The sequence below is a fragment of the Microbispora siamensis genome (assembly GCF_016863095.1).
GTDB lineage: Bacteria > Actinomycetota > Actinomycetes > Streptosporangiales > Streptosporangiaceae > Microbispora > Microbispora siamensis.
In genome coordinates, this window is sequence record NZ_BOOF01000044.1 from 62,078 (window position 1) to 85,766 (window position 23,689).

The window sequence follows — 23,689 nt, forward strand, 5'->3', positions numbered from 1 at the left end:
CGCGTTGATGCGCGCCGGTCTCGCCCTGGCGGCGGCCACGGTCGCGACGGCGGCGCTCGCCGCGTTGCCGCCTGCCGCCACGCACGCGGCGGGCACCCGTACGGCCGGGAACGGCGACCGCAACGGCAACAGCACCACCGTCCGCCTGGGCAACGGAATACGCAACGTCAGCCAACTGACGGTGGGCAGCGCCCGAAACGGGACCGGCATCCAGCAGAGGACGGTCGGCGTCGGCGGCCTGGCGAACGCGCAGAGTGGCGTCTGCCGCCGGTGGTCCCGTCTCTGCGAGCTGACGCAGCGGATGCACGCGTCAGACTGGCAGAGCGACATGGTCAGCCTCCCCGAGGCGCGAACCCGGCGAGGCATCGAGCCGGCCGGGCGCCGGACCTCTACGGCCAGCCCGCGCCGGGCACCGTGACCTGGGTCGAGAGCACCTGCCCGGTGCCGGGGGGCACCATCTCGGGCATGCGCCACTCGGCCGCCACGATGAACAGCGTCTTCCCGTCCCGGCCCCCGAGCGTGCAGGCGAAGCATCCCCGGTCGGCCTCGACGGTCTGAAGGACCTCACCGCCCTCCCGGATCCGGACGCAGTGCTTGTTGCCGACGTCGGCGTACCAGACGGCGCCCTCGGCGTCGATGCAGATGCCGTCGGGGTGGTCCGCACCGGTGCCGGCCCACACCCGGCGATTGGACAGGCCGCCGTCCGCCTCGATGTCGAAGGCGATGAGCCTGTTGCCGTACGAGTCGGCGACGATCAGCGTCGTGTTGTCCTGCGTCACGGCCATGCCGTTGGGAAAGGCGATGTCGTCCGCCACCTGACGTGCCGCGCCGTCGGGGCCGACGTGCACGACGCTTCCGGGGGCGAACGGCTCACCGGTGAGCATGTCGAAGCCGATGCGGTTGACGTAGACGTTGCCGCGGCCGTCGATGACGATGTCGTTCCAGCCGCGCCCGAGACCGGTGAGGTCGGCCAGGGTCGCAAGCGAGCCGTCGGGTTCCCGCCGCACCAGCAGCCCCCGCGCGGAGTCGACGATCACCAGCCGTCCGTCGGCCTGCCAAGCCGTGCAGAGCGGGAGCGAGTCCACCCGCGCCACCACCTCGTGCTTGCCGTCCAGGTCGAGCGCGATCACCTCGTGCGCCGTCCAGTCGGAGAAGTACAGGCGGCCGTCGTGCCAGCGTGGCGACTCGACCAGCCCGAGACCGGTGAGCCACGTGCGCACTTCCGACATCGAAGACTCCCTTCGCCACGTCGAATGGACAGTACGCCGCCGCTACGACAGTTTCCGGGCGCTTCCCGGCCGCTACCGCGAGGGATCGGAGCACAACGGAGATCGTTCCGCTGGGAGGTCCTAATCCTCGTCCAGCGGCCGTGACCGGCGCGTCTCCCCGGGGTAGATGCCCGGAAGGTCCGTGCGAGCGGATCTCGTTGACGGACGACGGGGAAGGCGCAGGGGAACATGGCTCGTCACAGGGCTCACAACAGGGGGCGGCACGCGCTCACCGGCCCGGCGGTGCGACTGCTGGCGCTGACCGCGCTGACGCTCACGGGCGCGGGCGTCGCGCTCTCCCCCGTGAGCGCGAACGCGGCGACGGGCCGGGGATGGGGCGGTGGCGACGGAAACGGCGCCAACTCCAGGTACGTCATCAACAACGGGCAGAACAACCTGAACTCCCTGCTCGTCGGCAGCCAGCGGAACATGACGGGCGCTCAGCAGGTCATCACGGGAGTGGACGCGTCGGTGAACACCCAGGCCGCCAACTGCCGGCGCCGCCCCGGCTGCCGGGGCTCCCAGAACCTCTGGGGCCGTAACCAGAGCTCCCCCAGGACGAGCGGCACCGTGATCAACGGACGCGGACGCTGACGCGCCGCGAAACAGCGGAGAACTTGGCGGGACACGCACGCCGGGGAACACCGGCAGGACCGACGCGGAAGCTACGGTGTGATCGAATCTCGGCGGGCGGACGGCGGTGGCGGATGCTTCATTCATGCGGCGCATCTCGGCGGGTCCCGCTGTTCGCCGTCGTCCTCGTCACGGCCGCCGCCGCGCAGGTCCTCCTCACCGCTCCCGCGAACGCGCGGGCCGGGCGGGGGGACGGGGACGGCCCGGTCTCCGTCGGCAACGGCGCCCGCAACCGCACCATCCTCTATCTGGACAGCCCCACGCGGAATCGGGGTCACCAGCACACCGCGGCCAGCACCGCGGGCGGAGCGACCAGCGTGGCGGACGGTTTCTGCCGCCGGTCCAGGCACTGCGACATCAGGCAGAACATCACGGTCGCCGTCGCCGCCGCGCCCCTCTGAGAGAGGTCACCGGCCCCCTGCTCATTTGCTCAGCGCGCGTACGGCCTCTTCCGGGCTGTCGTAGAAGGAGAGCAACTGGTCGAGGCCCATGATCTGGAAGACGCGGGCGATGTCGGGGTCCAGCCCGGCGAGGAGCAGGGCGGCGCCCGCGTCCTGGGCGCGCTGGTGGGCCGCGACCAGCGTGGCGATGCCGGTGGAGTCGCAGAAGGTCAGGCCGGACAGGTCGATCACCAGGTCGGCGTCCGGGCCGAACTCGACCCCCTCCAGGGCCGCCCGCAGGCGTGGAGTGGTGTGATGATCCAGGTCACCGGCCACGACCAGCAGGCGCGGCCCGGAGGTGTGCGGCTGGAGGCTGACGGTCAGTCCGTTGTCATGCTGCACCGAGACTCCCGGAGGACGGTGTACGAGTGGCGGGCGGGACGGACAGGGCGAGGATCGCGGTGTCGTCTGACACCCCCTTGCCCAGGGCCGTGATCAGGTCGTGCACGGTGGTCAGGAGGGCGTCGGCGCTCGTGGGCCCGGCGGCGGCGAGATACGCGGTCAGCCCGTCCTCGTCGAGCATCGAGCCGGACGGCGTCCGCGCCTCGGTGAGGCCGTCGGTGTAGAGCAACAACGCGTCACCGGCGTTCAGACGGGCGCTCACCTGGGCGAAGTGGGGATTGCGCAGGATGCCGATCAACTGCCCGCCGGCCGGGTGGATGGGCTCGACGACGCCGTTCGCCCGCACCGCCAGCGCCGGGGGATGACCCCCGGTGGCGAGCGTGACGCCGAAACCGTCACCGTCGGGCTGCAGGACGCCGAAGACCGCCGTGCAGTACGGCGCCGGGGCCTCGCCGCCCGCGTGCTCCTGTTGCAGGACCGCGTCGAGGTTGGCCAGCACCGCGTGCGGGTCGGCGTCGTAGACGGCCGCGGCGCGCAGGGTGTAGCGGACCAGTGACGTCAGCGCGGCGGCGTCGGCGCCCTTGCCGCAGACGTCGCCGAGGAAGAATCCCCACCGGTCGCCGTCGAGGGGGAACAGGTCGTAGAAGTCGCCGCCCACCTCGTCGGCCGAGACGGGGTGGTAGGCGGCGGCCGCGCACAGCCCGGGGACCCGGGGCAGCGCCGGCGGAAGCAGGGTGCGCTGCAGGGTGCGGGCCAGCCGCTCGGCGCCCGCGCGGAGCTCCCTTTCGACCTCGACCGTGCGGTGCGTGGCCAGCCGCACCTCCAGTTCGTCCATGACGAGGCCGGCCAGGTCACGCAGGCAGGCCAGCTCCTCGTCGCCGGCCTCACGAGGCCGGACGTCCATGACGTTGACGCTGCCCAGAGCCTCGCCGTCGGGCGTCGTGATCAGCGCGGCGGCGAAGAAGCGGATGCCCGGCTCGCCGAGCACCGCCGGGTCCCCGGCCGCTCGCGGGTCGAGCAGCGTGTCGGGGACGACGTACGGGCCGCCGTACCGTACGGCCGCGGCGCACAGGCTCTCGACGAGCCCGCGGCGCGGTGGCAGCCCGTGCGCGGCGATGACGCGGACCGTGTCGTCGCCGACGATCGTCACGGTCGCGAAGGGAGCGTGGAAGATCCGCGCGGCCAGGGCGGCCACCCGATCGAACGCGGCGCCGGAGGCGGTCTCCAGTGCGGCGTAGCGGCGCACGGCCGCGAGGCGGCGCGCCTCCCTGGCGGAGGCGAGCGGCATCGGCCTGCCGGGCGCTTCGTCGACGGTGCTGACCTCGGGCTCCTTCCGTCTCACCGGCCCGGGGCCTGCGGCTCGCCTGGCCGGTGATTGGTTTGCCCTATCCTACGAAACCGTTGAACTGATGCTTGCCTGACCTGCCGGACTCGCCGGCCCGGTACGGCCGGTGTGCAGCGCCTCGTGCTCCCAGTGCCGGCGTGGCTGTGTGTGCAGGCGCCAGTAGTGCTCGGCGATGTCGTCCGGGTCGAAGTCCGTCCCCGGGGCGACCGGGCCGGCCACCGTGACGCTCGCCACGTGTACCCCGGAGGGACCGTACCGCTGATCCAGCAGCGTCACCAGGGTGCGGACCCCGGCCTTGCCCAGGGACAGGCTCACGTACTGCGGCTTGGGCTCGGGCATGCCCCCCGTGACGAGGAAGGAGCCGCTGCCGCGAGCCGCCATGGCGGGGGCGACGTGTGCGGCGGCGGTCAGCGCGCCGACCACGTTGACCGCCCAGGCATCCAGATGGCCGCGCAGCGGTAGATCTCCCGGCCCGTCGGCCTGGATGATCGCCGCGTTGTACACCACCACATCCGGCAGGCCGTGCCGGTCGGCGGCCTCGTCGAGCGCGCTCCGCAGCGCGTGCTCGTCGGTGCTGTCGGCCGCCAGAGCGAGCACGGGGACGTCGCCGAGCGCGACGGCCTCGGCGCCGGCGCGCAACGTCGAGTCACTCCGCGCGATCAGCGTGATCGCGAACCCCTCCCGGGCGAACCGGCGGGCCACCGCCTGGCCGATCCCCGGCCCCGCCCCGATGATCACTGCTCCAGGCACCGCGTCCCCCTTCTCATGTGTCGATGACAATGGGCGACGGTAGGGGGTCACATCCATGTGATGGTCAAGCGGAGGGAGTCGCATGCGCATCGGCGAACTGGCCCGGGAGACCGGAGTGAACCGCCGGCTGCTGCGCTACTACGAGGAGCAGGGCCTGCTCACGCCATCGCGACTGGCCAACGGTTATCGGGAGTACGCCGAGACGGACGTCGTGGCGGTGCGCCACATCCGCATGCTGCTCGCCGCCGGGCTGCCGACGGCGGTCATCGCCCGGCTGCTGCACTGCATCCACGACGAGGGCGACGTGGCGACGCCGTCCGGCTGCCCGACGCTCGTCGACAGCCTGCGGCGCGAGCGTGCTCGCATCACCAAGACGATCGACGAGCTGCGGAACTCCCAGGAGGCGCTGGACGCCATGCTGCACATGGCGCTGCAGCAGGCCGCGAACGCGGCGCAGGGCGAGGCCCGGCGCCGGTCACCGCACTATTCGCCGGGCGGCGGCCAGGCGTCGCCCCAGACGACGTCGCGCGCCTCGCGGTAGGTCTCGCCCTGCCGCTTGGAGACCGCGCGGTCGGCCAGCCCGTCCTCGGCCGTGCACAGGCGCAGCGTCACCAGCCCCTTGCGCTTGAGGGGATGGCGCAGGATCCGGCTCTCGGCCCGCGGCCACGGCCGGGCCGACGCCGCGACGTAGGAGTACTTCTCGTCCTCGAAGCTCAGCGTGCCGTCCTTGACCCGCCGATGCAGGGCGGTGCGGTTGAGGCGCACCGCGAAGTGACACCAGTCCTGGTCCGGGCGGATCGGGCACTCGCCGTCGTGCGGGCAGGGCGCGACCACGTGCAGGCCCGACTCCGCCAGCAGCCGCCGGGCCGCCGCGATCCGGGCGTACCCGGCGGGCGTGCCGGGCTCGACGATCACCAGCATGGCCGCGTCTCCGGCCGCTCCCCGTGCCAGCGACCGGACCACGTCGTCCTGGACGGCGGGCGACAGCTCGCCGAGCACGTAGGACATCGTGACCAGGTCGGCCGCGGGCGCGGGCACGCTCCGGTCGACGACCGCCTGCTGCCAGCGCGCCTCGCGTACGGCCGCCGCGGGGGCGCGACCGGCAAGCCGCCGCCCGAAGGCGATGGCGGAGGGCGACTGCTCCAGGACGGTGACCGTGCGCAGCGTCGGCCAGACCGCGCTCGCGGCCCACAGCGCGCTGCCCGTGCCGCCGCCCACGTCCACCTGGGTCTCCGGCGCGAAACCGGGGGCCAGCAGGGCGACCTGGCGCAGCGCCGCGCGCACGGCGCTGTAGGTCGCCGGCATGCGATATCCGGCGTACGCCGCGACCGCGACCTCCGAGTTCAGCGCGGGCACGCTCCGGTCGAAGCCCTCCCGGTACTGCCGGATGAGCGTCTGCACGCTCCGCGTCAGCTCGGCCACCGGGAAGCGTCCGAGCGACGCTTCCAGCGCGTCGTCGAGGTCGTCAGGCAGGGTGGACACGGCGTTCATGATGCCCGGCCCCGCTCAGGCTGTCGAAGCGCCCAGCCGTACGGTCACCGTGCAGGAGGCGCCCTCGTGACCGGCCAGGCCACCGAACGTGAGCGTGAGCCGGGCGCCGGTCTCCGCGTGCTCCAGGAGCGGGTGGCCGCGCGTGACCCCGGCCACCGGGCGGTCCCACGTCACCGTCAGCCCGTCGAGGGCGCGCCGGGGGTCGGCCACCGTCACCGTGGCCGTGCCGTCGCCGAGGTCGCGTACGAGGACCGCGCACGGATCGGAGGCCGTCAGGCCGCCCGCGCGTCCCCCGACCCGTCCGCCCGTCCAGAAGTTGACCGCGGTGACGCCCAGCGACGGGACCTCGATCCCCTGCCGCGCGGAGGTGTTGGCGAGCACCCGGGCCCAGCCGGGGTCGGCGGCGCGGGCCGCGGTCTCGGCCGGGCCCGCCCCCGGCATGAGGTGGTAGACGTAACCGGCCGCGTCCGGGTCCACGCCGTGGTCGAGCCACAGTGTCGCGTAGGCCCGGGTGACCCCCGCGGCCGTGCGGTCCTCGCGCAGCGTGCGCAGCCGCTGCCCGGCGGGCACGACGTAGCCGCCGTGGCCGTCCAGATGAGCCCATCCGGTGTCCACGGTGAGCCGGGCGCCGGTCCTGCGGTTGTCCACGACGGTCTCGACCGGAACGCCGTCGCGGCAGGTGATGCCGGCGCCGAGGCAGACCACGGCGTCGTCGAGGAAGAACCACGACGTGAACGCCTCCAGCGTGCTCTCCAGGCCGTACAGGTGCTGGCCCACCGCGGCGTACACGCCGTCGGTCGCGCCGCCCACCCACTCGGCCGGTGTGCGGGTGTCGCCCCACGCGCCGCCCGCGCCGTCCGGCAGCCGCCGCGTGGAGACCGTCGTGCCCGGCAGCCGGTAGGGGTCCACGGTGGGCCAGAAGGCGTCGGAGTACTGTTCCCCCTGGCCGGTGGTCCACCAATAGAGCATCCCTGAGCCGGTGTGCCAGCCGCGCAGGTTCTCGCCGTTGCCGTACTCGTAGTGCGCGACGCGGGAGGAGGCCATGCTGACCGCCGCGCACCACCCGGGCCTGCGGTGCACGGCGCGGGCGCTCATGGGGAACAGGCGGTGCCCGGCGGGCTCGGCGGCGGCCGGAACGCTCGCGTCGCCCAGCACGGCCGACAGGCGCGCGTGGAAGGCCAGGTCGCCTGCCTCGGCCGCCCGCTCGGCCACACGGAGCATCGGTCTCGCGGTGTCGCGTACGGCCCAGCCCTTGACCATGGCCCGCCAGCGGGCCCGCTCGGCATCGGGAGCGGTCTCGGCCAGCAGCAGGACCGCCGCGGCGATCTCCCTGCCCCTCCTGTGGTCGCCGTACGGCCGCCTGTCGATGCCCCGTCCGCGTACGAGGTCCATGCACGCGCCGTCGTGGACGAAGGGCGCGAACGACCGGTCCACGGCGTCGAGGACGGTCTGCGCCGCGGGGTCGGTGATCTCCCACGGCGTGCCGCGCAGCACCGCGAACAGCGTCGCGAGGCCGGTCAGCAGCACCGCGCCGTACCCGCCCTGGTAGGGGACGGAACCATGCTGGATGAACGAGCCGTCGCGGTAGAAGCCGTCGCCCTCGGTGACGTAGGGGAACACCGGGGAGAGCGCGGAGGCCGCGAGCGCGGCACGGGCGGGGTCGGTGCCGGCGATCGCCCGCAGCAGCGTCACCGTGCATAGATCGACCCGATTCGCCCCGGTGCTGTTGCCCGCGTAGTCGTCCAGGCGGCTTGTCGGGACGAAGGTGTCCACCGCCGCGCACAGCGCCGCGACCTGGGTGTCCGTCAGGTGCGGAGCCGCCAGCACGGCCGCGTCGAGCAGCGCCCTGGGCGTCCCGATCTGCCAGTCCCACCAGTTGCCGGTCTGCTCGGCGTCCGCGGCGTACACGTGCCGCACGTAGTGCTCGATGCCCTCGGCGACGGCCGTGCCGAGGCCCGGCTCGGCGGTCAGGCCGGTGCCCGGCAGCGCGTACGCCCGGGCCATCGCCCGCAGCCGGGCCGGCGTGGCGTCGAGCGAGGGGAAGGGCAGGTCGGGCCAGAGCGACCGGCGCGTGGGCGTCATCGCGTCGCGGTGCCGGGCGGCCTCCGCGCCCAGCCGCGCCAGCCGGGCCCGGTACGGCTCCCGCTCCGGGTCGAACGTCCCCGGGTAGCCGAGCGTGACCTCCCGCCATCGGCGGCGCAGCAGGGGGAAGGCTCCGGCGCCGGTTCTCTCGCCGGGAGCACAGGCCGCGGTCAGCACGGCGAGCCCGCCGAGCTGGAGAAATAATCGCCGGGAAGGTCCCTTCACGCGTAGATTATCCGCGCGATCCCTCCCTTTCATCGATCTTCCACGCACATCTATGGGAGCGCTCCCAAATGTCGTACCTTACTTCTGCCCTTGTCACCGGGAAAAGGAGCGCGTCGTGCGACGACTGTTACCCGTGGTGTCGTCCTGCCTGGCCCTGCTGCTGCCGCTGACGGCGACGTCGGCCGCCTCCGCGTCCGAGTCCGCGTCGCACGGGCCGGGGACCTGCGCGAAGGGCGGCACGCTGTTCTGCGAGGACTTCCAGTCGCTTCCGGTCGGCGGCGCGGCGAGTCTCGACTGGGGTGTCGACACCAAGCACGGCACGCTCACGGTGGAGCGCGGCGACCGCGGCCAGAAGGTGCTGCACGTCCACACCGAGGGCAACGGCCGGGCGTTCCTCAAGGTGGACGACTTCGCCCCGCCCGGCAACGGCTTCTACGGCCGCCTGCGGCTGCGCGTCAAGGCGTTTCCCACCGCGCCCGACTGGGCCCACTACACGCTGGTCGAGGCCACCGGCGCGGGTCCGGAGATCGTCCGGCCGCTCGGCGGCCAGTACGTCCCCACACTGGGCAAGGACCTGTGGGGCGTCGGCGCGGACGGCGGCCCGACCGGCGACTGGACCAACTGGCGCGAGTCGGCCCCGTCGCGGGCGGACGTGTGGCAGTGCGTCGAGTGGCGGATGGACCCCGCCGACAACACGATCTCGCTCTGGTTCGACGGCGTGGCCAAGCCCGACCTCACCGTGTCCACCCGCGGCCACGGGGGCAACGACGTCGACTTCGTCTTCCCCCGCTTCGACACCGTGAAGATCGGCTGGCAGCTCTACCAGCCGAACCCCTCCCCCGCGGCGTACGACCTCTGGGTAGACGACATCGCTCTGAGCACCCGGCGCGTCGGCTGCGCCTGACGTCTCACGCAGCCCCTCACGCGGCCTCCGCGCGGCTGTCCCGCGCGCCGGTCAGCAGGCGCAGCGAGCCGGCCGCCAGGCCGGTGACGAGCACCACGTGGACGACCAGGTGGACGGCCATGAAGTAGGCGGCGAAGACCGGCCCCCGCTGTCGGCGGACGAACCCGACCAGCTCGGGATCGGCGAGGACGAACCCCGCCAGGAACACGGCGGGAACGGCGAGCAGAAGGGGATGGAACAGCCCGAACGGCAGGCTCAGCAGCACCAGCCCCAGCCCGGCCAGGGCGAGCCCGCAGGACAGGATGCCCGCCGGGCTGTTGGCGTGCTCCGGCTTGGCCGCGCCGCGCCGGGTGGTGGTCAGCGCGAGCGGGATCAGCGGCAGGGCCCGCCGCCACTGCTCGCTCAGGATCGGCAGCAGGCGGCTGCCGTCGTCGTGACGGCCCACGACCGTGTCGGTCAGCACGATCCGGCTGCGTACGGCGAGCCTGCTGCTGTATTCGACGTCCTCGCAGTCGCGCAGCCGCTCGTCGAGCCTGCCCACGGCGAGCAGCACGTCGCGGCGGACGGCGGCGAGGGCGAACACCACGCTGTTGACCTCCCCCAGGTGGCGGCGGCGCCAGTGCACCGCGTGGAGGATGCGATACCACTCGACCGGCCCGTCGTCGATGAGCGGCACGGTGTCGTAGACCCCGTGGACGCAGCCGACCTCGGGATCGTGCTCCAGGATCTCCATCGCGTTCGCGACCGCGTCGGACCGCAACGCCACGTCGGAGTCGAGGAAGAAGATCACATCGCCCGTGGTGGCGTCGATCCCGGCGTTCCTGGCCGCGGACACGCCCCGGTTCTCCGGCAGCCGCACGACCCGGCAGCCCAGTTCCTCGGCGATCCGCGCCGAGCCGTCGGTGCTCGCGTCGTCCACCACGACGATCTCGCCGGGCACGCGGGTCTGCGCCAGCACCGACTCCAGGCACAGTCGCAGCGTCCTGGCCGCGTTGTAGCACGGCACGACCAGCGAGATCATCGCGTCGCCCCCGAGAGCACCCCCGCGTAGACCGCCAGCGTCTCCTCGGCGGCGCGGCTCCAGCTCAGCGTCTCCCGCACCAGCCGCTCGCCCCGCTCGGCCAGGGCGCGGCGCAGCCCTGGATCGGTCATGACCTCGATCACCCCGTCGGCGATGTCGCGGGGATCGGCCGCCCGCACGAACCGTACGGCGGGCCGCGCGGGGTCGCCGAGGAAGATCCGGGAGAAGCCGTCACCCAGGACGACCGGCCGGGCCAGGGCCATCGCCTCGGTCGCCACCAGCCCGAACGGCTCGAAGAGCGAGGGGAAGACGCAGGCGTCGGCCATCGCGTAGTACTCCAGCAGCGCCTGCCCGTCCACGAAACCGCCGGAGGTCAGCACCCGGCCGTCGAGCCCCGTCTCGCTGACGATCCGCGCGACGCCCGCCTCGTCGCCCTCCCCCACGAGGACCAGACGCAGCCCCGGCACGGCGGGCGCGATGTCGCGCATGGCGTCGAGCAGCGGGTAGATCCCCTTCTGGCGTTCGAGGCGGCCGACGAACAGCAGCACCGGGTCCTCCTCGGCGATGCCGAGCCGGGCGCGCAGGTCCGCCGCGCCGAGGCGCAGTTTGTCGCGGTCGAACGCGGGGTCGGCGACCACCCGCTCGTACGTGCCGCCGAGGCGGACGACGTCGATCGGCGAGCGGTCCCAGCCCGCCTCACGCAGTTGCTCGCGCACCTCCGGAGTGGCGACCACGACCCGCCGGGAGATCCGCGCCAGCCACCGCTCCAGCGCGGCGAACAGGTTGAGCGGGTCGGCGATGCTGCGCTGCGGGGCGACGCCGTACTCGGTGGTGTGGACGTGGAACACCACCGGGAGCCGCAGCACGTAGTGGCACAGCAGGCCGCACAGGAAGTTCGTCGAGTCGTGCACGGCGACGAGGTCGGGCCGCCGGCCGGGGCGCAGCCGCCGCAGGAGCAGGAAGTAACGCCAGTTGCTCACCACGACGGTCAGCGCGAGCAGGAGGAACTCCACGCCGCGCGTGCGGTTGAGCCGCCTGCGGCGGGTGATCGCGCCGAGGACGCGTCCGCGCGGCCGGTAGACGGTCACGTTCTTCGAACGCTCCCACACGGGTAGGCGGCCGTCGTTCAGGGTGAGGACCGCCATCTCGTGGTCACGTGCCAGATGCGGCGCGATCAGCTCGGCATACCGGCCGAGCCCCGCCGTGATGTTGGGCGGGAACTGGTTGATGACGTGGGCGATCCTCACCCGCGCACCTCCAATGCGGGCCGGTAGAGCCGGGCGGAGACGGCCGTCACGACGGCCACGAGGACGAGGTTGCTCAGGGCGAAGGCCACCAGCCCGCCGGCGAGCCCCTGCCAGGCGATGAGCGCCGCCTGGCAGGCGAGCGCGAGCGGCGTACCGGCCAGCAGGCAGCCGATGAGCACCTTCGCCCCCCGCACCCCGTCCATGGTCAGGGCGACCTGCTGGAGGTTGAAGACCGTGTGCACGCCGATCCCGAGCGCCGACAGCGCCATCAGGCCGAGCGAGTACGGATACTCGCCCCCCATGAGCAGGAAGAACACCGTGCTCGCCGCGAACGCGAACACGGCGGTCGCCGCGAACACCACCGGGGCGAGCCGGGCGATCCGCCGCATCACGGCGGGCTTGTCCGACGTCGCCAGCGTGGGCAGCAGCACCAGGCCGACGCCGTCGGTGAACACCACGCCGAGCAGCCGTTTGGGGAAGCCGTTGTACACGGAGTAGACGCCGACGTCGGCCCGGGGCGCCCAGTGGTTGAGGAAGATGACGTCCACCCCGAACACCACCGCCGTCAGCGCGGCGATGGCGGTGACGTACGCGCCGTGCCGGTACAGCGAGCGGGCCAGCGCCCACGACCAGGACCGGGGTGCGACCTCGAACCCGGCGAAGGAGACCAGGGCGAAGGCCAGGTTGGTGCCGATCAGCGCGACCAGGTAGGGCTCGGCGTCGCGCACGCCGAAGACCAGCAGGCAGCACGCGGCGGCGCCCAGGTAGACGACGGCCACGGCGAACTTCAGCCGGGCGACGAGGCGGAACCTCTTCATCCCGCGCAGGAAGCTCTCGGTGAGCTGGTTGAGCGTCATCGACAGCGCCAGCGCCAGCGCGAAGGCGAGCGTGCGGGTGTCCACGCCGAGCGCGGCGGTCAGCAGCGGAGCGGCTGCGAGGCCCGCGGCGAACACCGCCGCGCCCAGCACGAGCGTGGCCAGCAGCGCCGTCGTCACCAGGGCGGGCCGCGCGCCCGGCTCGGCCCGCGGCAACTCCTGGAACATGACGGAGTTGAGGCTCGTCAGCATGCCGACGGTGACGATCAGCGCGATCGACAGGACGACGGTGAAGTGGCCGAACGCGGCGGCGCCGGTGCCCCTGGCGATGACGAGCGTGGTCGCGGCGGCCGTGCCGCTGGCCACCGTGCTCACCAGTGTGGGCCCGGCGGCCCAGCGGTGGGCGGCCAGGAGCCCGGCCGCCCGGTCCGTCAGCGCGCCCACCCCGTCACGTCCACCGCAGGTGTGCCCGCCGGGCGAACTCGAGGTCGTCGGCCGTGTTGACGCCGCGCGCCTCGTCGGGGTCGGTCACCGGCACCACCGTCACCGGCCAGTTCCGGTCGCGCGACAGACAGGGCAGGAACGGCAGGAAGTTCACCTCTCCGGTGCGGGCGCCCGGAGCCGCCTCGTCCAGGTAGCGCGTCCACTCCTCGCGGAGCCCTTCTGTGCTCAGGCAGAAGACGCCCACGTCGCTGAGCCCGCCGGGGCGGCACTCCTCGCCCTCCCGCGACTGGCGCACCCGCACCAGCGTCCCGTCGCCGTCCAGTTCGTACTCCACGTACGGGTCGGGCATCGGCACCAGCGGGAGCGTGAGCCCCTTCCCGTGCGCCCGGACGACGCGATCGACCGTCACCGGGGACAGGCCCGCCTGGTCGCCCCAGACCACGAGGATCGTGGCGTAGGCCTCCCAGTGCGGCGCGGCGCCGAAGATCGCGCCGCCCATGCCGGTGGGCTCGTCCTGCACGCTCACCGAGACCTCGCCGCCCGCGATCTGTTCCGCCGCCAGCGCGCGGAACGGCCCCTCGCCCTCCGGGGACATCACGACGTGGACGTGTTCGACGTACGGCCGCAGCCGCTGGTGGAGCACGTGCCACACGGTGACGCCGTCGGCGATCTCCACCATGATCTTGGGGATGCCCAGGCCCAGGCGGGTTCCCCGCCCGGCCGCCGGGATCACCGCGCACAACCGTTCAGCAGGCACCGCCCACCTCCGCGAACAGGAGAGACACGATCTGTTCCAGGTCGCGTACGGCGACCGCCCCGGAAGCGGGCTCGGCCACGTGGACGTGCAGGGTCGCCAGGCCCGCGCCGACCGCCGACGCCACCCCGTGCGCGGAGTCCTCAAGCACCACCGCCGCGCCGGGGTCGAGCCCCCAGTGCTGGCAGGCGTACGCGTAGAAGGCCGGATCGGGCTTGCTCGCCGGGACGTCGTCGCTGGTGAGCACGCCCCGGAAGTACGCGCCCAGGGAGCTGGCCGCCAGCACCCGTGCGACCGACGCCCGGCTGCCGCTGGTGACGAGGTAGGCGTCGCGGCCCCCGGCGACCAGGCGGCCGAGCAGCCGCCGCGCGCCGGGGAACACGGCCACCGCGCCGGCCCGCTCGCGATACAGCCGCTGCTTCAGCCGGGCCAGCCGGTCCGCCTCCCCGGGGTCGCCCAGCAGGCGCAGCGCCACCTCGCGGGTGCTCGCGCCCGCGTGGTCGGCGTACCGGAAGGACGCGAGCCGATCGGGCGCGACCTCGGCGATGGCCTGCCGGAAGGCCGCCTCGTGGGCCGGGCAGGAGTCCACGAGCGTGCCGTCGAGGTCGAAGAGCCAGACACGGCGGGCACACGCCTCGGCCAGGAGCGCCGTCATCGGGCCCGCGCCAAGGCCGCCTCGTTCCTGATCGCGAGCAGGGCCTCGGCCGTACGCTCCGGATGGTGCAGGCCCGGGCTACCCGGGTGTCGCAGGTCGGCGGTGATCCAGCGGGCCCCCGCCCACTCGCCCCGGTCGAGCACGCCGTACGGCACCGCCGGGGCGTCCGGCGCTGACGTGCGATGACTCAGCACGTGGGTCACCAGCCGCCGCCCGTTGCGGGGGTCGCCGAGGTAGGCCAGCGTGCGGTCCACCAGGTCGGGCGCGCTCAGCCCCCGGATGTCGTGGTCGCCCCGGATGTTGACGACGAACACCTTGGCCGCCGCCCGGCTCCGCGCGATCGCGTCCGCCACGCCGGGTGTGAGATAGCTGGGCAGGAGCGAGGAGTGCGGGGTGCCGGGGCCGTAGACGACGAGGTCGGCGTCGCGGATCGCCTCAAGCGCCCGCGGGTTCGGCGTCACCTCGGCGCGCTCGCGGCCCAGGACCTCCCTGGTCCACGCGGGCGGCAGCGCCTCCAGTTCGGCCCGCCGCGCGCCGAGCGGCTCGCGCAGCAGGAACAGATCGGTGATCGCTCCGGGGCCCTGCGGCGCGACGATGTCGGCCTCGTCGGCCAGCAGGCTGCCGTCCCGCCTGAGCGCGGTCAGGAAGGCGTTCTCCCCGTTGGTCACGTTGAGCAGCCGTACGGGCGAGCCGAACGTGCGGGCGCAGGCGTCGACGGCGGCGTTGAAGTCCCGGCCGAGCCGCAGGTAGGCCCCGGCGAACACGAGGTTGCCGAGCGCGCAGTCGGCGAGGTCGAGCCCGTGCGGGTACGCGGCGAGCCGCCGGGCGAACACGCGCAGGTCCGCTGTGACGGCCTCGCGGGCCGCCTCCGGCAGTGCGGCGAACGGGCCGCGCCGCGTGGCGATCGACTCGATGACGGCGGCGAGCCCGGCGGGCGTCGTCCCGCCCGGCAGGCGGTGTTCGAGTACGGTCGCCAGCGCGGCCCGCGCCGGATCGGCGGGGTCGAGGTGGAGCAGAAGGCTCTTGCGGAAGTCCGACGGCCCGAGCATCCCGGGCAGATAGCGCCGCAGCGCGCCGGTGGACAGGCCGTTGTCGTAGCCGTTGACGACCAGCGACAGGGTGACGCCCGGGGTGCCCAGCATGCCCCTCGCGATGCCGGCCGCCCCGCGCCCGCCGCTGAACATCGTCACCGCGACGTTCATCGGACCCCCTCGCGAGAGATCTCCTCACGAGCGGCCGGCCGGCGCAGGACGCCCCGGCGCAGCAGCCAGTGGCGGTAGCCGAGATACGCGACGAACAGGGCCCGGTCGCGGGCGCCGCGCCAGTATCGCCAGCCACGGCTGCCGCCACCGCGCTCCCGGTGCTCGATCGGGACCTCCACCCACTCGTGGCCCATCTCGGCGACCCGCGCGGTGATCTCGGTCGAGCAGTTCATCCCGGCCGACTCCAGCGGCAGTGACCGGAAGAGCGGGCCGTGCACCACCTTGAAGATCGAGTTGAAGTCGCGGTAGCGCGTGCGGTGGAGCAGGTTGCTGACCGCGCCGCTGGCCGCCGACCCCCACCGGTACGCCACGCCGTCGGCCTTCCTGATCCGAGCGCCGGAGAACGCCAGGGCCTCCCCGGCCTGGACGCGCGGCAGGACGCGGTCGAGGTTGGCGATCGGGAACTGACCGTCGGAGTCGAGCAGCACGACCCAGTCGAGCCGGGTGTGGGCGATCGCGGCGGCGATGGCCGCGCCCGCGCCGCGGTTGCGTTCGAACGTGACCACGACGAGCCGCGGGCACCGGGCCCGCAGGCCGGCCAGGATCTCGCCGGTCGCGTCACCGCTCCCGTCGTCGCAGACGACGATCTCCCAGTCGCCCACGGCCGGGGTGTTCTCCAGGTAGTCCTGCCATTCGCCCACCACCGCCGCGATGGTGTCCGCCTCGTTGTACGCGGGCGCGGCCACGGAGATGTTCACGGGCATGTCCACGGCGACGCTCACGGGTCACCCGCGCCCAGCAGGCGGCCGATCCAGCGGTCGAGGGGAAGCAGGTTGATCCCGACGATGATCGGGACGTGTACGAGCGCGAACACGATCGTCGCGCCGAACGAGATCGGCCCACCGGTGAACAGGTTGATGTGCGGCGCGTCGATGACCTCGGGGATCTCGACCGGGTTGACGACGAACCACATGAGGTCGAGGAAGCCGGAGAACACGATGAGGACCCCGCTCACCATGATCTTCAGGCAGCGGCCCGGGGTGCCCCCGCCGATGCGATAGGCGGCCGCGACCGTGAGCACGATGCCCGGATAGAGCAGCAGATAGAGATGCGTGTAGAAGCTGTCGCCCTGGGCCCGCGCGCCGTCGCCGTAGTAGAACCAGCTGATCCGCGGGATGAGATAACCGGTGAAGAAGACGAACGGCACGTAGAGCAGCCAGTTCAGCCGTGGCGACACCCAGGGGAAGACCGCGATCGCCACGCACAGGCAGGCGAAAGCGACCAGCTTGGCCACCAGTTCCCAGGGCGAGCCGATCTCCCTGGCGTGCGGCGTGGCCAGCCACACGAAGACGAAGCCGAGCGCCCCGACGGCCAGGGCCATCCACCACAGGTGGGGCGCCCAGGGGCGGGAGCCGGCGCGGACGACGTCCGCCGGAACATTTCCGTCGAGACGCGGCCGGGACGGAGGACTTTTGCCGAATGCCGTCATGAAGACGCGGCACCTTCCTTCCAACGTGCCCTTCGGGCAGGCGTGCCGGATGGCGCTGCGGAGAATGCAGCCGGAAGCGCGGGAGCGCTCCCACGCATTATGTCACCCCCATTCGGAAATTCGTCCGCAATATCAAATATTGAGCATCAGATACCGCCATTTGCGGCATATGTGCTGGTCATGGGCACTGTAGGACGACGAAATTGTACTGACGGGTAGTTGAATTCCGCGCTATCGCCGCCGATTCATCGCATTACGGACAATGTCAATCGTGTTTGCGGGCCCATGTCAATTTTGGACCGGTCCTATTCCGCCCGGACACGATCACACGACAGGCTCAGCGCTTGTAGCCGTAGAGAAAGGTCCGCACCCCCGCGGTGACCATCGCTCTGAGCGCGTCCTCGTCGTGCAGGTCGGCCCGGTCGGTCAGATTGTCGGCAGAGATGAGCAGCATCAGGTGCCCTGCGGCGCGTACGGGGTCGTCGATCGCGAGGTCGCCGCGCTGGGCGATGCGGCGTAGCCGTTCGGCGAGTTCACGCCGGGTTCGGCCGGGGCCGGTCTCCCGCCAGAGCGCGAGCGCGGCCGGCGGGATGTGCTCCATCTCGGCGTTGATCTGGCGGATGAGCGCGAAGTGCGGAGCCAGGTCGGAGGTCAGCACCGCGAGCCAGGCCAGCCCGAAGTCGACCAGGTCCGTTTCGAGGTCGGCGACCTTGCTCAGGTGGCGGTCGATGATGTCGACCATGGTGTCGGCGACGCGCTGCGTGCTCTCCTGCATCACCGTCTGGAACAGCTCGGCCTTGTCGGAGAAGTGGTTGTAGATGGTGCGGTTGGATACGCCCGCCTCGGCGGCGATCGCGTCCAGGCCGGCACGCGTGTAGCCGTCACGGGCGAACAGCGTCAGCGCCCCGGCCACGATCGCCCGGCGCTTGTCGGGCAGGCCGGCCGACTTCCTTCTCTCCGTCACGCTCGCTGAGGCTACTGGATTACACCGGTGCTTGCATTCGATACACCGATCGATGTAACTTCTACACCGATCGGTGTAACAAACCCTGATGGAGGAGACGTCAATGACCAAGATCGGAATAGTCGTCGGCAGCACGCGCCCACGCCGCCGCGGCCGTGCCGTCGCCGAGTGGGTCGCCTCGGTGGCCGCTCAGGAGCGTCCGGCGGCCGACTTCGAGATCGTCGATCTGGCCGACTTCGCGCTGCCCCTGCTGGATGAGACACACCCGCCGGCATCCGGTCTGTACGAAAACGCGCACACCACCCGCTGGGCCGAGGCGATCGCCCGCTACGACGGGTTCGTGTTCGTCACGCCCGAGTACAACCACTCGATCCCCGGCGCGCTGAAGAACGCCCTGGACTTCATTTACGCGGAGTGGAACAACAAGGCGGCCGGCATCGTCGGCTACGGCTTGCACGGCGCGACGAGGGCCGCCGAACACCTCCGGCTGATCCTGGCCGAGCTGAAGGTCGCCACCGTGCGCACGCAGGTGGCGCTGTCCCTGCATCACGACTTCACCTTCTCCGCCCCCACCGAGCCGGGCGACCTCACTCCCGGCCCGCACCAGCACAAGACCCTCACTGCCCTGCTGGACGACGTCGTCGTCTGGTCGCGGGCGCTCCAGCCGGTCCGCGAAGGAGCCCTGGCATGACCGCCGCACCCAGCCCTCTGTCTGAAACCGCGCTCGACGAGCTGGCGGACGCGATCGCCACCGGCGCGACGGTCGCCGGGCTCGGGGAGTCCACGAGGTTCGCCCACGAGACCTTCGGCGTACGCGACGAGCTCTTCCGCCGGTTGGTCCGCAGGCATGGCTTCCGGGCACTGGCTCTGCAGGATGACGCCTCAGTCGGCGCGATGCTCGACACATACGTCACCGGCGGCGCGGGCACGGCCGCATCCGCTCTGGAGAGTGCCTGGCGTCCCTGGCGCACCGCCGAGATGGCCGCGGCGCTCGACTGGATCCGCGCATTCAACCAGGACCACCCGGACGACCCCATCCGGATCCTCGGGGTCAAGCCCGCGCAGGCACGGCCCGCCGACTACGACGCCGTGCTCGAACACGTCCGCCGCGCGGCCCCGCACCGGCTGGCCGAGCTCGCCTCGCACCTGGAGCCGATCCGTACCGCGCACGAGATCGACGAACATGTGCAGCGCGCGCGTGGCCTGCACCCGGGTCGTCCGTTCGCCGAGCACGCCCGCGATGCGCTCGCGATCGTCGGGCACCTGCCCGGCGACGCCGTCCTGCCCCGGATGCGCCTCATCGTGGACTTCCACGAACGCAGCGTCGCCGGACGGGACGACTACGCGGGCGACGCCCAGACGTGGGCCGAGACGATCATCGACCACCAGCGCAGGACCAGTCACCGCGTGGCCTACTGGGACGGAATCGCGCACACCTCGGCGTCGCCGACGACCCTGGGCCTGGCGCCCCAGCGCGGCCCCCAGCCCACGGTCGGCGGGGTGCTACGCCGTCACTACGGCGAGGGGTACGTGTCCGTGGCGATCGGCTTCCACCACGGCGACCTCGGCGTCGCCACCGTCCCCGAGCCGGCCCCGGACTGGCTGGACTCCCGGCTCGGCGCGGCGGACCGGCCCGTCCACTGGCTGGACTTGCGTGCCGGCGAGCCGCGCCGCCGATGGGACGGACCCGCCAAGGTCCGCGTCATCAGCGGCGTCTACGACCCCTCCCGTGACGCCGCCGAGCACCTTGCCATCGCCTCCCTGCCCGAGGCCTTCGACGTGCTCGTCCACCTGCGGCGAGTGTCCCCGGTACGGCGGCTGCCCGCGTGACGCCGCCGGGCGAGGTCATCGTGGACATGCCCATCGTGTACGCCGCATCCTGGCCCGAGCGATCCCGTGACCGCGTGAATGTTTCATGGAATCTTGTCGCCGCCGCTCCCACCGGTTAATTTGTTTGGTCAATTGACGAACTAAATCGATTTCCGGAAGGATCGCAGCAATGAGCCAACCCCCCGGCGGCCCCCTGACCAGCCGCCGCGGATTCCTCGGGATCGTCGGCGCGGGCGCGCTCGCCGCCGCAGGCCTCACCGGCTGCGCGGCCAAGAAGGAAGTGTCCAAGGGCACCGCCGTCGCCGCCGACAAGCTCAAGGGCCTCGTACCCACCCGCGTGCCGTTCCAGGTGGCCGGCCTGTCGCCCGACCTGCCGGGCGGCGAATTCGTCGAACCCGGCTTCCTGACCAGGCCGGGCACGATCGTCCAGGCCGTCACCGCCAAGCCGATCACCAGCGGCACGGAGGTGAAGGTGATGACCCCGCTGTGGGGCACCGTCCCTCCCGGCCTCGGCGAGAACTCCTACTACGACGCCGTCAACGAGCGGCTCGGCGGGGTCGTCCGGTTCAACATCTCCGACGGCAACACGTACGTGGACAAGCTGAACACGATCCTCGCCAGTGGCGACGTGCCCGACATGATCCAGATTCCGGGCTGGAACCTGATCACCATCGCCCACTTCACGGAGGCGGCCAACAAGCTCTTCGCCGACCTGTCCCCCTATCTCGCGGGCGACAAGGCCAGGGAGTTCCCGCTGCTGGCCAACTACGACACCGCCGCCTGGGAGTACGGCGTGTTCGGCGGCGTGCTCCAGGGCATCCCGTGGCAGAACGCGCCCTATCCGTTCGCCACGATCGTCCGCCAGGACATCCTCGACGAGCTCGGCCTGTCCCATCCCAAGAGCGCCGACGACCTGCTCACGCTCGGCAAGGAGCTGACCGACCCGAAGAAGAAGCGCTGGGCCTTCGGCGGCATGGACCAGGAGGTCCAGCGGGCGTTCGGCGCCCCGCGCGAGTGGCGCAAGCAGCCCGACGGCACGCTGATCTACAAGTACGAGACGCCGGAGTGGCAGCAGTCCATCGAGCTCCTGACGAAGCTGTTCGACGCGGGATACGTCCACCCGGACGTCGTGGCGAACCAGTTCGCCGACCACAAGGAGCCCTTCGGCAGCGGGCAGATGGTCATGTACAAGGACGGGCTCGGCGCGATCCACGAAATCCTCGGCCGCTATCTGCCCGGCAACCCGAAGATCAACGTGCGGGCCGTGGATCCGTACCCGGCCCACCCTGGCGGCAAGGTCATCGTCTGGCGCAACGAGCCCGCCGGGATGTTCTGCTTCATCAAGAAGGGCCTCGGCGACGCCCGCACCCGCGAGCTGCTCGGCATCGCCAACTGGTGCTCCGCGCCGTACGGCACGCAGGAGTACGACCTGGTGAACAACGGCGTCGAGGGCAAGCACTTCACGGTCAAGGACGGGCAGGTCCAGCAGACCGCGCTCGGCCGCAAGGAGGTCGCCCCGACCTACATGTTCCTGTCCGGACGGCCCGGCGCGATCACCGAGAACCAGTATCCCGGCTACGTCGAGGCGTACCACGGCTGGCAGAAGACGGCCTCGCAATACCTGGAGAACGACCCGTTCGTCGGCATCCGGGTCGAGGTGCCGTCCAAGATGGCCGCTCTGGTCAAGCCGACCGAGGACAAGATGAACGAGATCTTCCGCGGCAAGCGGCCGATCTCGGAGTGGGCCACGATCGTCAAGGACTGGCAGGAGCAGGGCGGCAACGAGGCCCGCGAGTTCTACATGAAGGTCGCCAGGGAGAACGGGCGGCTGTGAGCGCCGACGCGGACACGAGGAGCGTGACGGAGGTCCGGCCCGGGGCGACCCAGGCCGGACCGGCCGTCGGCCCGCGGCGGGACACCTTCGCCGCGCGGCTGCGCCGGGACTGGCCACTGCTGGTCATGGCCGCGCCGATGCTGGTGCTGGTCACGGCCTTCTGGTGGATCCCGGCGCTGGGAAACGTCATCGCCTTCCAGGACTACAACCCGTTTACCGGCGGCATCCTGGGCAGCCCGATCATCGGTTTCACCAACTTCGCCGAGCTGTTCGGCGACCCGCAGTTCATCCGGGCGGTGGTGAACACGCTGGGCATCACCGCGTTCCAGCTCGTCTTCTACTTCCCGGTGCCGATCGCGCTCGCGCTGCTGCTCAACAGCGTGGTCTCCGGGCGGCTGCGGGCCTTCATCCAGGGCGTCGTCTACCTGCCCCACTTCTTCTCGTGGGTGCTGGTGGTCGCGATCTTCCAGCAGATGTTCGGCGGCGCCGGCCTCATCGCGCAGATCCTGCGCGACCACGGGCACTCGGGCATCGACTGGATGACGAACTCCGACACGTTCATCCTGCTGGTCACCGCCGAAACGGTCTGGAAGGACGCCGGCTGGGGCACGATCGTGTTCCTCGCCGCGCTCAGCACGATCGACCCCAACCTGTACGAGGCCGCCGCCGTCGACGGAGCCCGCCGGTGGCGCCGCATGTGGCACATCACGCTGCCCGGGCTGCGGCCGGTCATCGTGCTGCTGCTGATCCTGCGGCTCGGCGACGCGCTCAACGTCGGTTTCGAACAGTTCATGCTGCAGCGCAGCGCGGTCGGCAGCAAGGTGTCGGAGGTCTTCGACACCTTCGTCTACTGGTCCGGCCTGCGCACCGGCGACTTCGGGTACGGCGCGGCGGCCGGTCTGTTCAAGGGCCTGGTCGGGCTCGCGCTCATCCTGGCGGCCAACCGGGTGGCGCACGCCCTGGGCGAGCGGGGGGTGTATTCGCGATCATGAGCAAGACGAAGGTGTCCGGGCTCGCGCCCTGGGAGGAGCCGGGCTCGGCCGCGGGCCGGATCGGCAAGGGCGGCGTGCTCGCGCTCATCGTGCTCGCCGTGCTGCTGCCGCTCTACACGATCGTGCTGACCAGCCTGTCGTCGGCCGAGACGGTGAACCGGGTCGGCGGCCTGGTGCTGGTGCCTGACGGCATCACGTTCGACGCGTACCGCCAGATCTTCTCCGACAGCGTGGTCAGCCGCGCCGTGCTGGTCAGCACCGGCGTCACCATCGTAGGCACCGCGGTCAGCCTCGGCGTGAGCGTCCTCGGGGCGTACGCGCTGTCGCGGCCGGGGACGCTGTTCCACCGGCCGATCCTGTTCTGCGTGCTGCTGATGTTCGTGTTCTTCCCGGGCCTGATCCCGACCTACCTGATGGTGGCCTCACTCGGGCTGAAGGACACGTACTGGTCGCTGATCCTGCCGTCGGCCGTGTCGGCGTTCAACGTCGTCGTGCTGCGCGCGTTCTTCATGAACATCCCGCGCGAGCTACTCGACAGCGCCCGCATCGACGGCGCCGGGGAGTTCCGCATCCTGTGGCGGATCGTGCTCCCGCTGTCGAAGGCGGTCACGGCGGTCATCGGCCTGTTCTACGCGGTCGGCTACTGGAACGCCTGGTTCAACGCCATGCTGTTCATCGACGACACCCGCAAGTGGCCGCTCGCGCTGATCCTGCGGTCGTACGTCGTGGACTCCAACCCGCTGCCGACCGCCACCGTGGGCGTGAGCGGCTTCGGCCACGTCGCGCCGCCGACCCTGGCGATCAAGATGGCCATCGTCGCCATCGCCGTGCTGCCCGCCCTGGTCATCTACCCGTTCGTGCAACGTCACTTCACCAAGGGCGTCATCATCGGCGCCATCAAGGGCTGAGGCCCCCCAGACCGACGCCCCGCCGCACCTCCCACCGGCGGGGCGTCGCCTAAT

Annotated in this window: 25 protein-coding genes; 10 read left to right on the forward strand and 15 right to left on the reverse strand. The window is 71.9% G+C overall.

From position 1 onward, the window contains the following. Positions 1-7: 7 nt before the first annotated feature. The gene (locus Msi02_RS32785; RefSeq protein ID WP_204051763.1) at positions 8-418 is read left to right on the forward strand and encodes a hypothetical protein; all 411 of its coding nucleotides are present in this window, start codon (positions 8-10) and stop codon (positions 416-418) included. Here Msi02_RS32785 and Msi02_RS32790 read toward each other — a convergent pair. Further along, the gene (locus Msi02_RS32790; protein ID WP_204051764.1) at positions 390-1,229 is read right to left on the reverse strand and encodes an SMP-30/gluconolactonase/LRE family protein; all 840 of its coding nucleotides are present in this window, start codon (positions 1,227-1,229) and stop codon (positions 390-392) included. The two genes, Msi02_RS32785 and Msi02_RS32790, sit on opposite strands and share 29 nt — an antisense overlap. 228 nt (positions 1,230-1,457) lie before the next feature. Between Msi02_RS32790 and Msi02_RS32795 the strand changes: the two genes are divergently transcribed. Together Msi02_RS32795 and Msi02_RS32800 are read left to right on the forward strand one after the other, a co-directional pair. Next, positions 1,458-1,862: a hypothetical protein gene (locus tag Msi02_RS32795; RefSeq protein WP_204051765.1), complete on the forward strand. Its 405-nt coding sequence runs from the start codon at positions 1,458-1,460 to the stop codon at positions 1,860-1,862. Between the two features lie 113 nt (positions 1,863-1,975). Continuing rightward, positions 1,976-2,302 (forward strand): hypothetical protein, encoded by a 327-nt coding sequence (locus Msi02_RS32800; RefSeq protein WP_204051766.1) that lies wholly within the window; start codon positions 1,976-1,978, stop codon positions 2,300-2,302. A 21-nt stretch (positions 2,303-2,323) separates the two neighbouring features. Here Msi02_RS32800 and Msi02_RS32805 read toward each other — a convergent pair whose 3' ends face one another. Genes Msi02_RS32805 through Msi02_RS32815 form a run of 3 tightly spaced genes read right to left on the reverse strand, consistent with a single transcriptional unit; the run spans position 2,324 to position 4,778 of the window. Further along, the gene (locus Msi02_RS32805) at positions 2,324-2,683 is read right to left on the reverse strand and encodes an STAS domain-containing protein (RefSeq protein WP_239108929.1); all 360 of its coding nucleotides are present in this window, start codon (positions 2,681-2,683) and stop codon (positions 2,324-2,326) included. Beyond that, the gene (locus Msi02_RS32810; RefSeq protein ID WP_204051767.1) at positions 2,673-4,025 is read right to left on the reverse strand and encodes a PP2C family protein-serine/threonine phosphatase; all 1,353 of its coding nucleotides are present in this window, start codon (positions 4,023-4,025) and stop codon (positions 2,673-2,675) included. The genes Msi02_RS32805 and Msi02_RS32810 overlap by 11 nt, the downstream gene beginning before the upstream one ends. A gap of 48 nt (positions 4,026-4,073) precedes the next feature. Beyond that, complete coding sequence (locus tag Msi02_RS32815) at positions 4,074-4,778, reverse strand: SDR family NAD(P)-dependent oxidoreductase (protein WP_204051768.1); 705 nt, start codon at positions 4,776-4,778, stop codon at positions 4,074-4,076. Between the two features lie 82 nt (positions 4,779-4,860). On the opposite strand from Msi02_RS32815, the gene Msi02_RS32820 reads away from it, so the two are divergent. Continuing rightward, positions 4,861-5,319, forward strand: coding sequence for a MerR family transcriptional regulator (locus tag Msi02_RS32820; RefSeq protein WP_204051769.1), 459 nt, complete (start codon positions 4,861-4,863; stop codon positions 5,317-5,319). Here Msi02_RS32820 and Msi02_RS32825 read toward each other — a convergent pair. Both Msi02_RS32825 and Msi02_RS32830 read right to left on the reverse strand, forming a co-directional pair. Then, entirely contained in the window at positions 5,262-6,269 is a 1,008-nt protein-coding gene (locus Msi02_RS32825) for a small ribosomal subunit Rsm22 family protein (protein WP_204051770.1), read from the reverse strand. The two genes, Msi02_RS32820 and Msi02_RS32825, sit on opposite strands and share 58 nt — an antisense overlap. A gap of 15 nt (positions 6,270-6,284) precedes the next feature. Next, a complete protein-coding gene (locus tag Msi02_RS32830; protein WP_204051771.1) occupies positions 6,285-8,576 on the reverse strand; it encodes a polysaccharide lyase 8 family protein in 2,292 nt (763 codons plus the stop codon). 115 nt (positions 8,577-8,691) lie between these two features. Here Msi02_RS32830 and Msi02_RS32835 point away from each other — a divergent pair, with 115 nt between their 5' ends. Then, positions 8,692-9,480 (forward strand): hypothetical protein, encoded by a 789-nt coding sequence (locus tag Msi02_RS32835; RefSeq protein ID WP_204051772.1) that lies wholly within the window; start codon positions 8,692-8,694, stop codon positions 9,478-9,480. A gap of 16 nt (positions 9,481-9,496) precedes the next feature. Here the strand turns inward: Msi02_RS32835 and Msi02_RS32840 are convergent, their stop codons facing one another. The 9 genes from Msi02_RS32840 to Msi02_RS32880 all read right to left on the reverse strand — a co-directional run bounded on the left by Msi02_RS32840 (position 9,497) and on the right by Msi02_RS32880 (position 18,071). Beyond that, positions 9,497-10,501 (reverse strand): glycosyltransferase family 2 protein, encoded by a 1,005-nt coding sequence (locus tag Msi02_RS32840; protein ID WP_239108933.1) that lies wholly within the window; start codon positions 10,499-10,501, stop codon positions 9,497-9,499. Further along, the gene (locus tag Msi02_RS32845; RefSeq protein WP_204051773.1) at positions 10,498-11,748 is read right to left on the reverse strand and encodes a glycosyltransferase family 4 protein; all 1,251 of its coding nucleotides are present in this window, start codon (positions 11,746-11,748) and stop codon (positions 10,498-10,500) included. Before Msi02_RS32845 ends, Msi02_RS32840 begins: the two co-directional genes overlap by 4 nt. Beyond that, positions 11,745-13,007 (reverse strand): lipopolysaccharide biosynthesis protein, encoded by a 1,263-nt coding sequence (locus Msi02_RS32850; protein WP_204051774.1) that lies wholly within the window; start codon positions 13,005-13,007, stop codon positions 11,745-11,747. The genes Msi02_RS32845 and Msi02_RS32850 overlap by 4 nt, the downstream gene beginning before the upstream one ends. 4 nt (positions 13,008-13,011) lie before the next feature. After that, complete coding sequence (locus Msi02_RS32855; RefSeq protein ID WP_239108935.1) at positions 13,012-13,764, reverse strand: nucleotidyltransferase family protein; 753 nt, start codon at positions 13,762-13,764, stop codon at positions 13,012-13,014. Beyond that, positions 13,754-14,416, reverse strand: coding sequence for an HAD family hydrolase (locus Msi02_RS32860; protein ID WP_204051775.1), 663 nt, complete (start codon positions 14,414-14,416; stop codon positions 13,754-13,756). The genes Msi02_RS32855 and Msi02_RS32860 overlap by 11 nt, the downstream gene beginning before the upstream one ends. Next, entirely contained in the window at positions 14,413-15,618 is a 1,206-nt protein-coding gene (locus Msi02_RS32865) for a 2-phospho-L-lactate transferase CofD family protein (RefSeq protein ID WP_204051776.1), read from the reverse strand. Before Msi02_RS32865 ends, Msi02_RS32860 begins: the two co-directional genes overlap by 4 nt. Next, positions 15,615-16,400: a glycosyltransferase family 2 protein gene (locus tag Msi02_RS32870; RefSeq protein WP_239108936.1), complete on the reverse strand. Its 786-nt coding sequence runs from the start codon at positions 16,398-16,400 to the stop codon at positions 15,615-15,617. Before Msi02_RS32870 ends, Msi02_RS32865 begins: the two co-directional genes overlap by 4 nt. Beyond that, positions 16,397-17,107: a hypothetical protein gene (locus tag Msi02_RS32875; protein ID WP_239108938.1), complete on the reverse strand. Its 711-nt coding sequence runs from the start codon at positions 17,105-17,107 to the stop codon at positions 16,397-16,399. The genes Msi02_RS32870 and Msi02_RS32875 overlap by 4 nt, the downstream gene beginning before the upstream one ends. Before the next feature lie 337 nt (positions 17,108-17,444). Continuing rightward, a complete protein-coding gene (locus tag Msi02_RS32880; protein WP_204051777.1) occupies positions 17,445-18,071 on the reverse strand; it encodes a TetR/AcrR family transcriptional regulator in 627 nt (208 codons plus the stop codon). A 103-nt stretch (positions 18,072-18,174) separates the two neighbouring features. Between Msi02_RS32880 and Msi02_RS32885 the strand changes: the two genes are divergently transcribed. The 5 genes from Msi02_RS32885 (at position 18,175) to Msi02_RS32905 (ending at position 23,635) form a co-directional block, all read left to right on the forward strand. Further along, positions 18,175-18,762, forward strand: a complete 588-nt coding sequence (locus Msi02_RS32885) for an NADPH-dependent FMN reductase (RefSeq protein WP_204051778.1) — start codon at positions 18,175-18,177, stop codon at positions 18,760-18,762. After that, a complete protein-coding gene (locus tag Msi02_RS32890) occupies positions 18,759-19,901 on the forward strand; it encodes an erythromycin esterase family protein (RefSeq protein ID WP_204051779.1) in 1,143 nt (380 codons plus the stop codon). Before Msi02_RS32885 ends, Msi02_RS32890 begins: the two co-directional genes overlap by 4 nt. A 169-nt stretch (positions 19,902-20,070) precedes the next feature. Next, complete coding sequence (locus Msi02_RS32895) at positions 20,071-21,735, forward strand: extracellular solute-binding protein (protein ID WP_204051780.1); 1,665 nt, start codon at positions 20,071-20,073, stop codon at positions 21,733-21,735. Next, complete coding sequence (locus Msi02_RS32900; RefSeq protein WP_372974678.1) at positions 21,732-22,727, forward strand: ABC transporter permease; 996 nt, start codon at positions 21,732-21,734, stop codon at positions 22,725-22,727. Before Msi02_RS32895 ends, Msi02_RS32900 begins: the two co-directional genes overlap by 4 nt. Next, positions 22,724-23,635 (forward strand): carbohydrate ABC transporter permease, encoded by a 912-nt coding sequence (locus Msi02_RS32905; RefSeq protein WP_204051781.1) that lies wholly within the window; start codon positions 22,724-22,726, stop codon positions 23,633-23,635. Before Msi02_RS32900 ends, Msi02_RS32905 begins: the two co-directional genes overlap by 4 nt. Positions 23,636-23,689 lie beyond the last annotated feature (54 nt).

Excerpts from the sequence above, each read along its gene's own strand:
- Msi02_RS32785 (WP_204051763.1), top strand. The coding sequence starts at position 8 with ATGCGCGCCGGTCTCGCCCTGGCGGCGGCCACGGTCGCGACGGCGGCG.
- Msi02_RS32790 (WP_204051764.1), bottom strand. The coding sequence starts at position 1,229 with ATGTCGGAAGTGCGCACGTGGCTCACCGGTCTCGGGCTGGTCGAGTCG.
- Msi02_RS32795 (WP_204051765.1), top strand. The coding sequence starts at position 1,458 with ATGGCTCGTCACAGGGCTCACAACAGGGGGCGGCACGCGCTCACCGGC.
- Msi02_RS32800 (WP_204051766.1), top strand. The coding sequence starts at position 1,976 with ATGCTTCATTCATGCGGCGCATCTCGGCGGGTCCCGCTGTTCGCCGTC.
- Msi02_RS32820 (WP_204051769.1), top strand. The coding sequence starts at position 4,861 with ATGCGCATCGGCGAACTGGCCCGGGAGACCGGAGTGAACCGCCGGCTG.
- Msi02_RS32825 (WP_204051770.1), bottom strand. The coding sequence starts at position 6,269 with ATGAACGCCGTGTCCACCCTGCCTGACGACCTCGACGACGCGCTGGAA.
- Msi02_RS32840 (WP_239108933.1), bottom strand. The coding sequence starts at position 10,501 with ATGATCTCGCTGGTCGTGCCGTGCTACAACGCGGCCAGGACGCTGCGA.
- Msi02_RS32860 (WP_204051775.1), bottom strand. The coding sequence starts at position 14,416 with ATGACGGCGCTCCTGGCCGAGGCGTGTGCCCGCCGTGTCTGGCTCTTC.
- Msi02_RS32865 (WP_204051776.1), bottom strand. The coding sequence starts at position 15,618 with ATGAACGTCGCGGTGACGATGTTCAGCGGCGGGCGCGGGGCGGCCGGC.
- Msi02_RS32875 (WP_239108938.1), bottom strand. The coding sequence starts at position 17,107 with ATGACGGCATTCGGCAAAAGTCCTCCGTCCCGGCCGCGTCTCGACGGA.
- Msi02_RS32885 (WP_204051778.1), top strand. The coding sequence starts at position 18,175 with ATGACCAAGATCGGAATAGTCGTCGGCAGCACGCGCCCACGCCGCCGC.
- Msi02_RS32890 (WP_204051779.1), top strand. The coding sequence starts at position 18,759 with ATGACCGCCGCACCCAGCCCTCTGTCTGAAACCGCGCTCGACGAGCTG.
- Msi02_RS32895 (WP_204051780.1), top strand. The coding sequence starts at position 20,071 with ATGAGCCAACCCCCCGGCGGCCCCCTGACCAGCCGCCGCGGATTCCTC.
- Msi02_RS32905 (WP_204051781.1), top strand. The coding sequence starts at position 22,724 with ATGAGCAAGACGAAGGTGTCCGGGCTCGCGCCCTGGGAGGAGCCGGGC.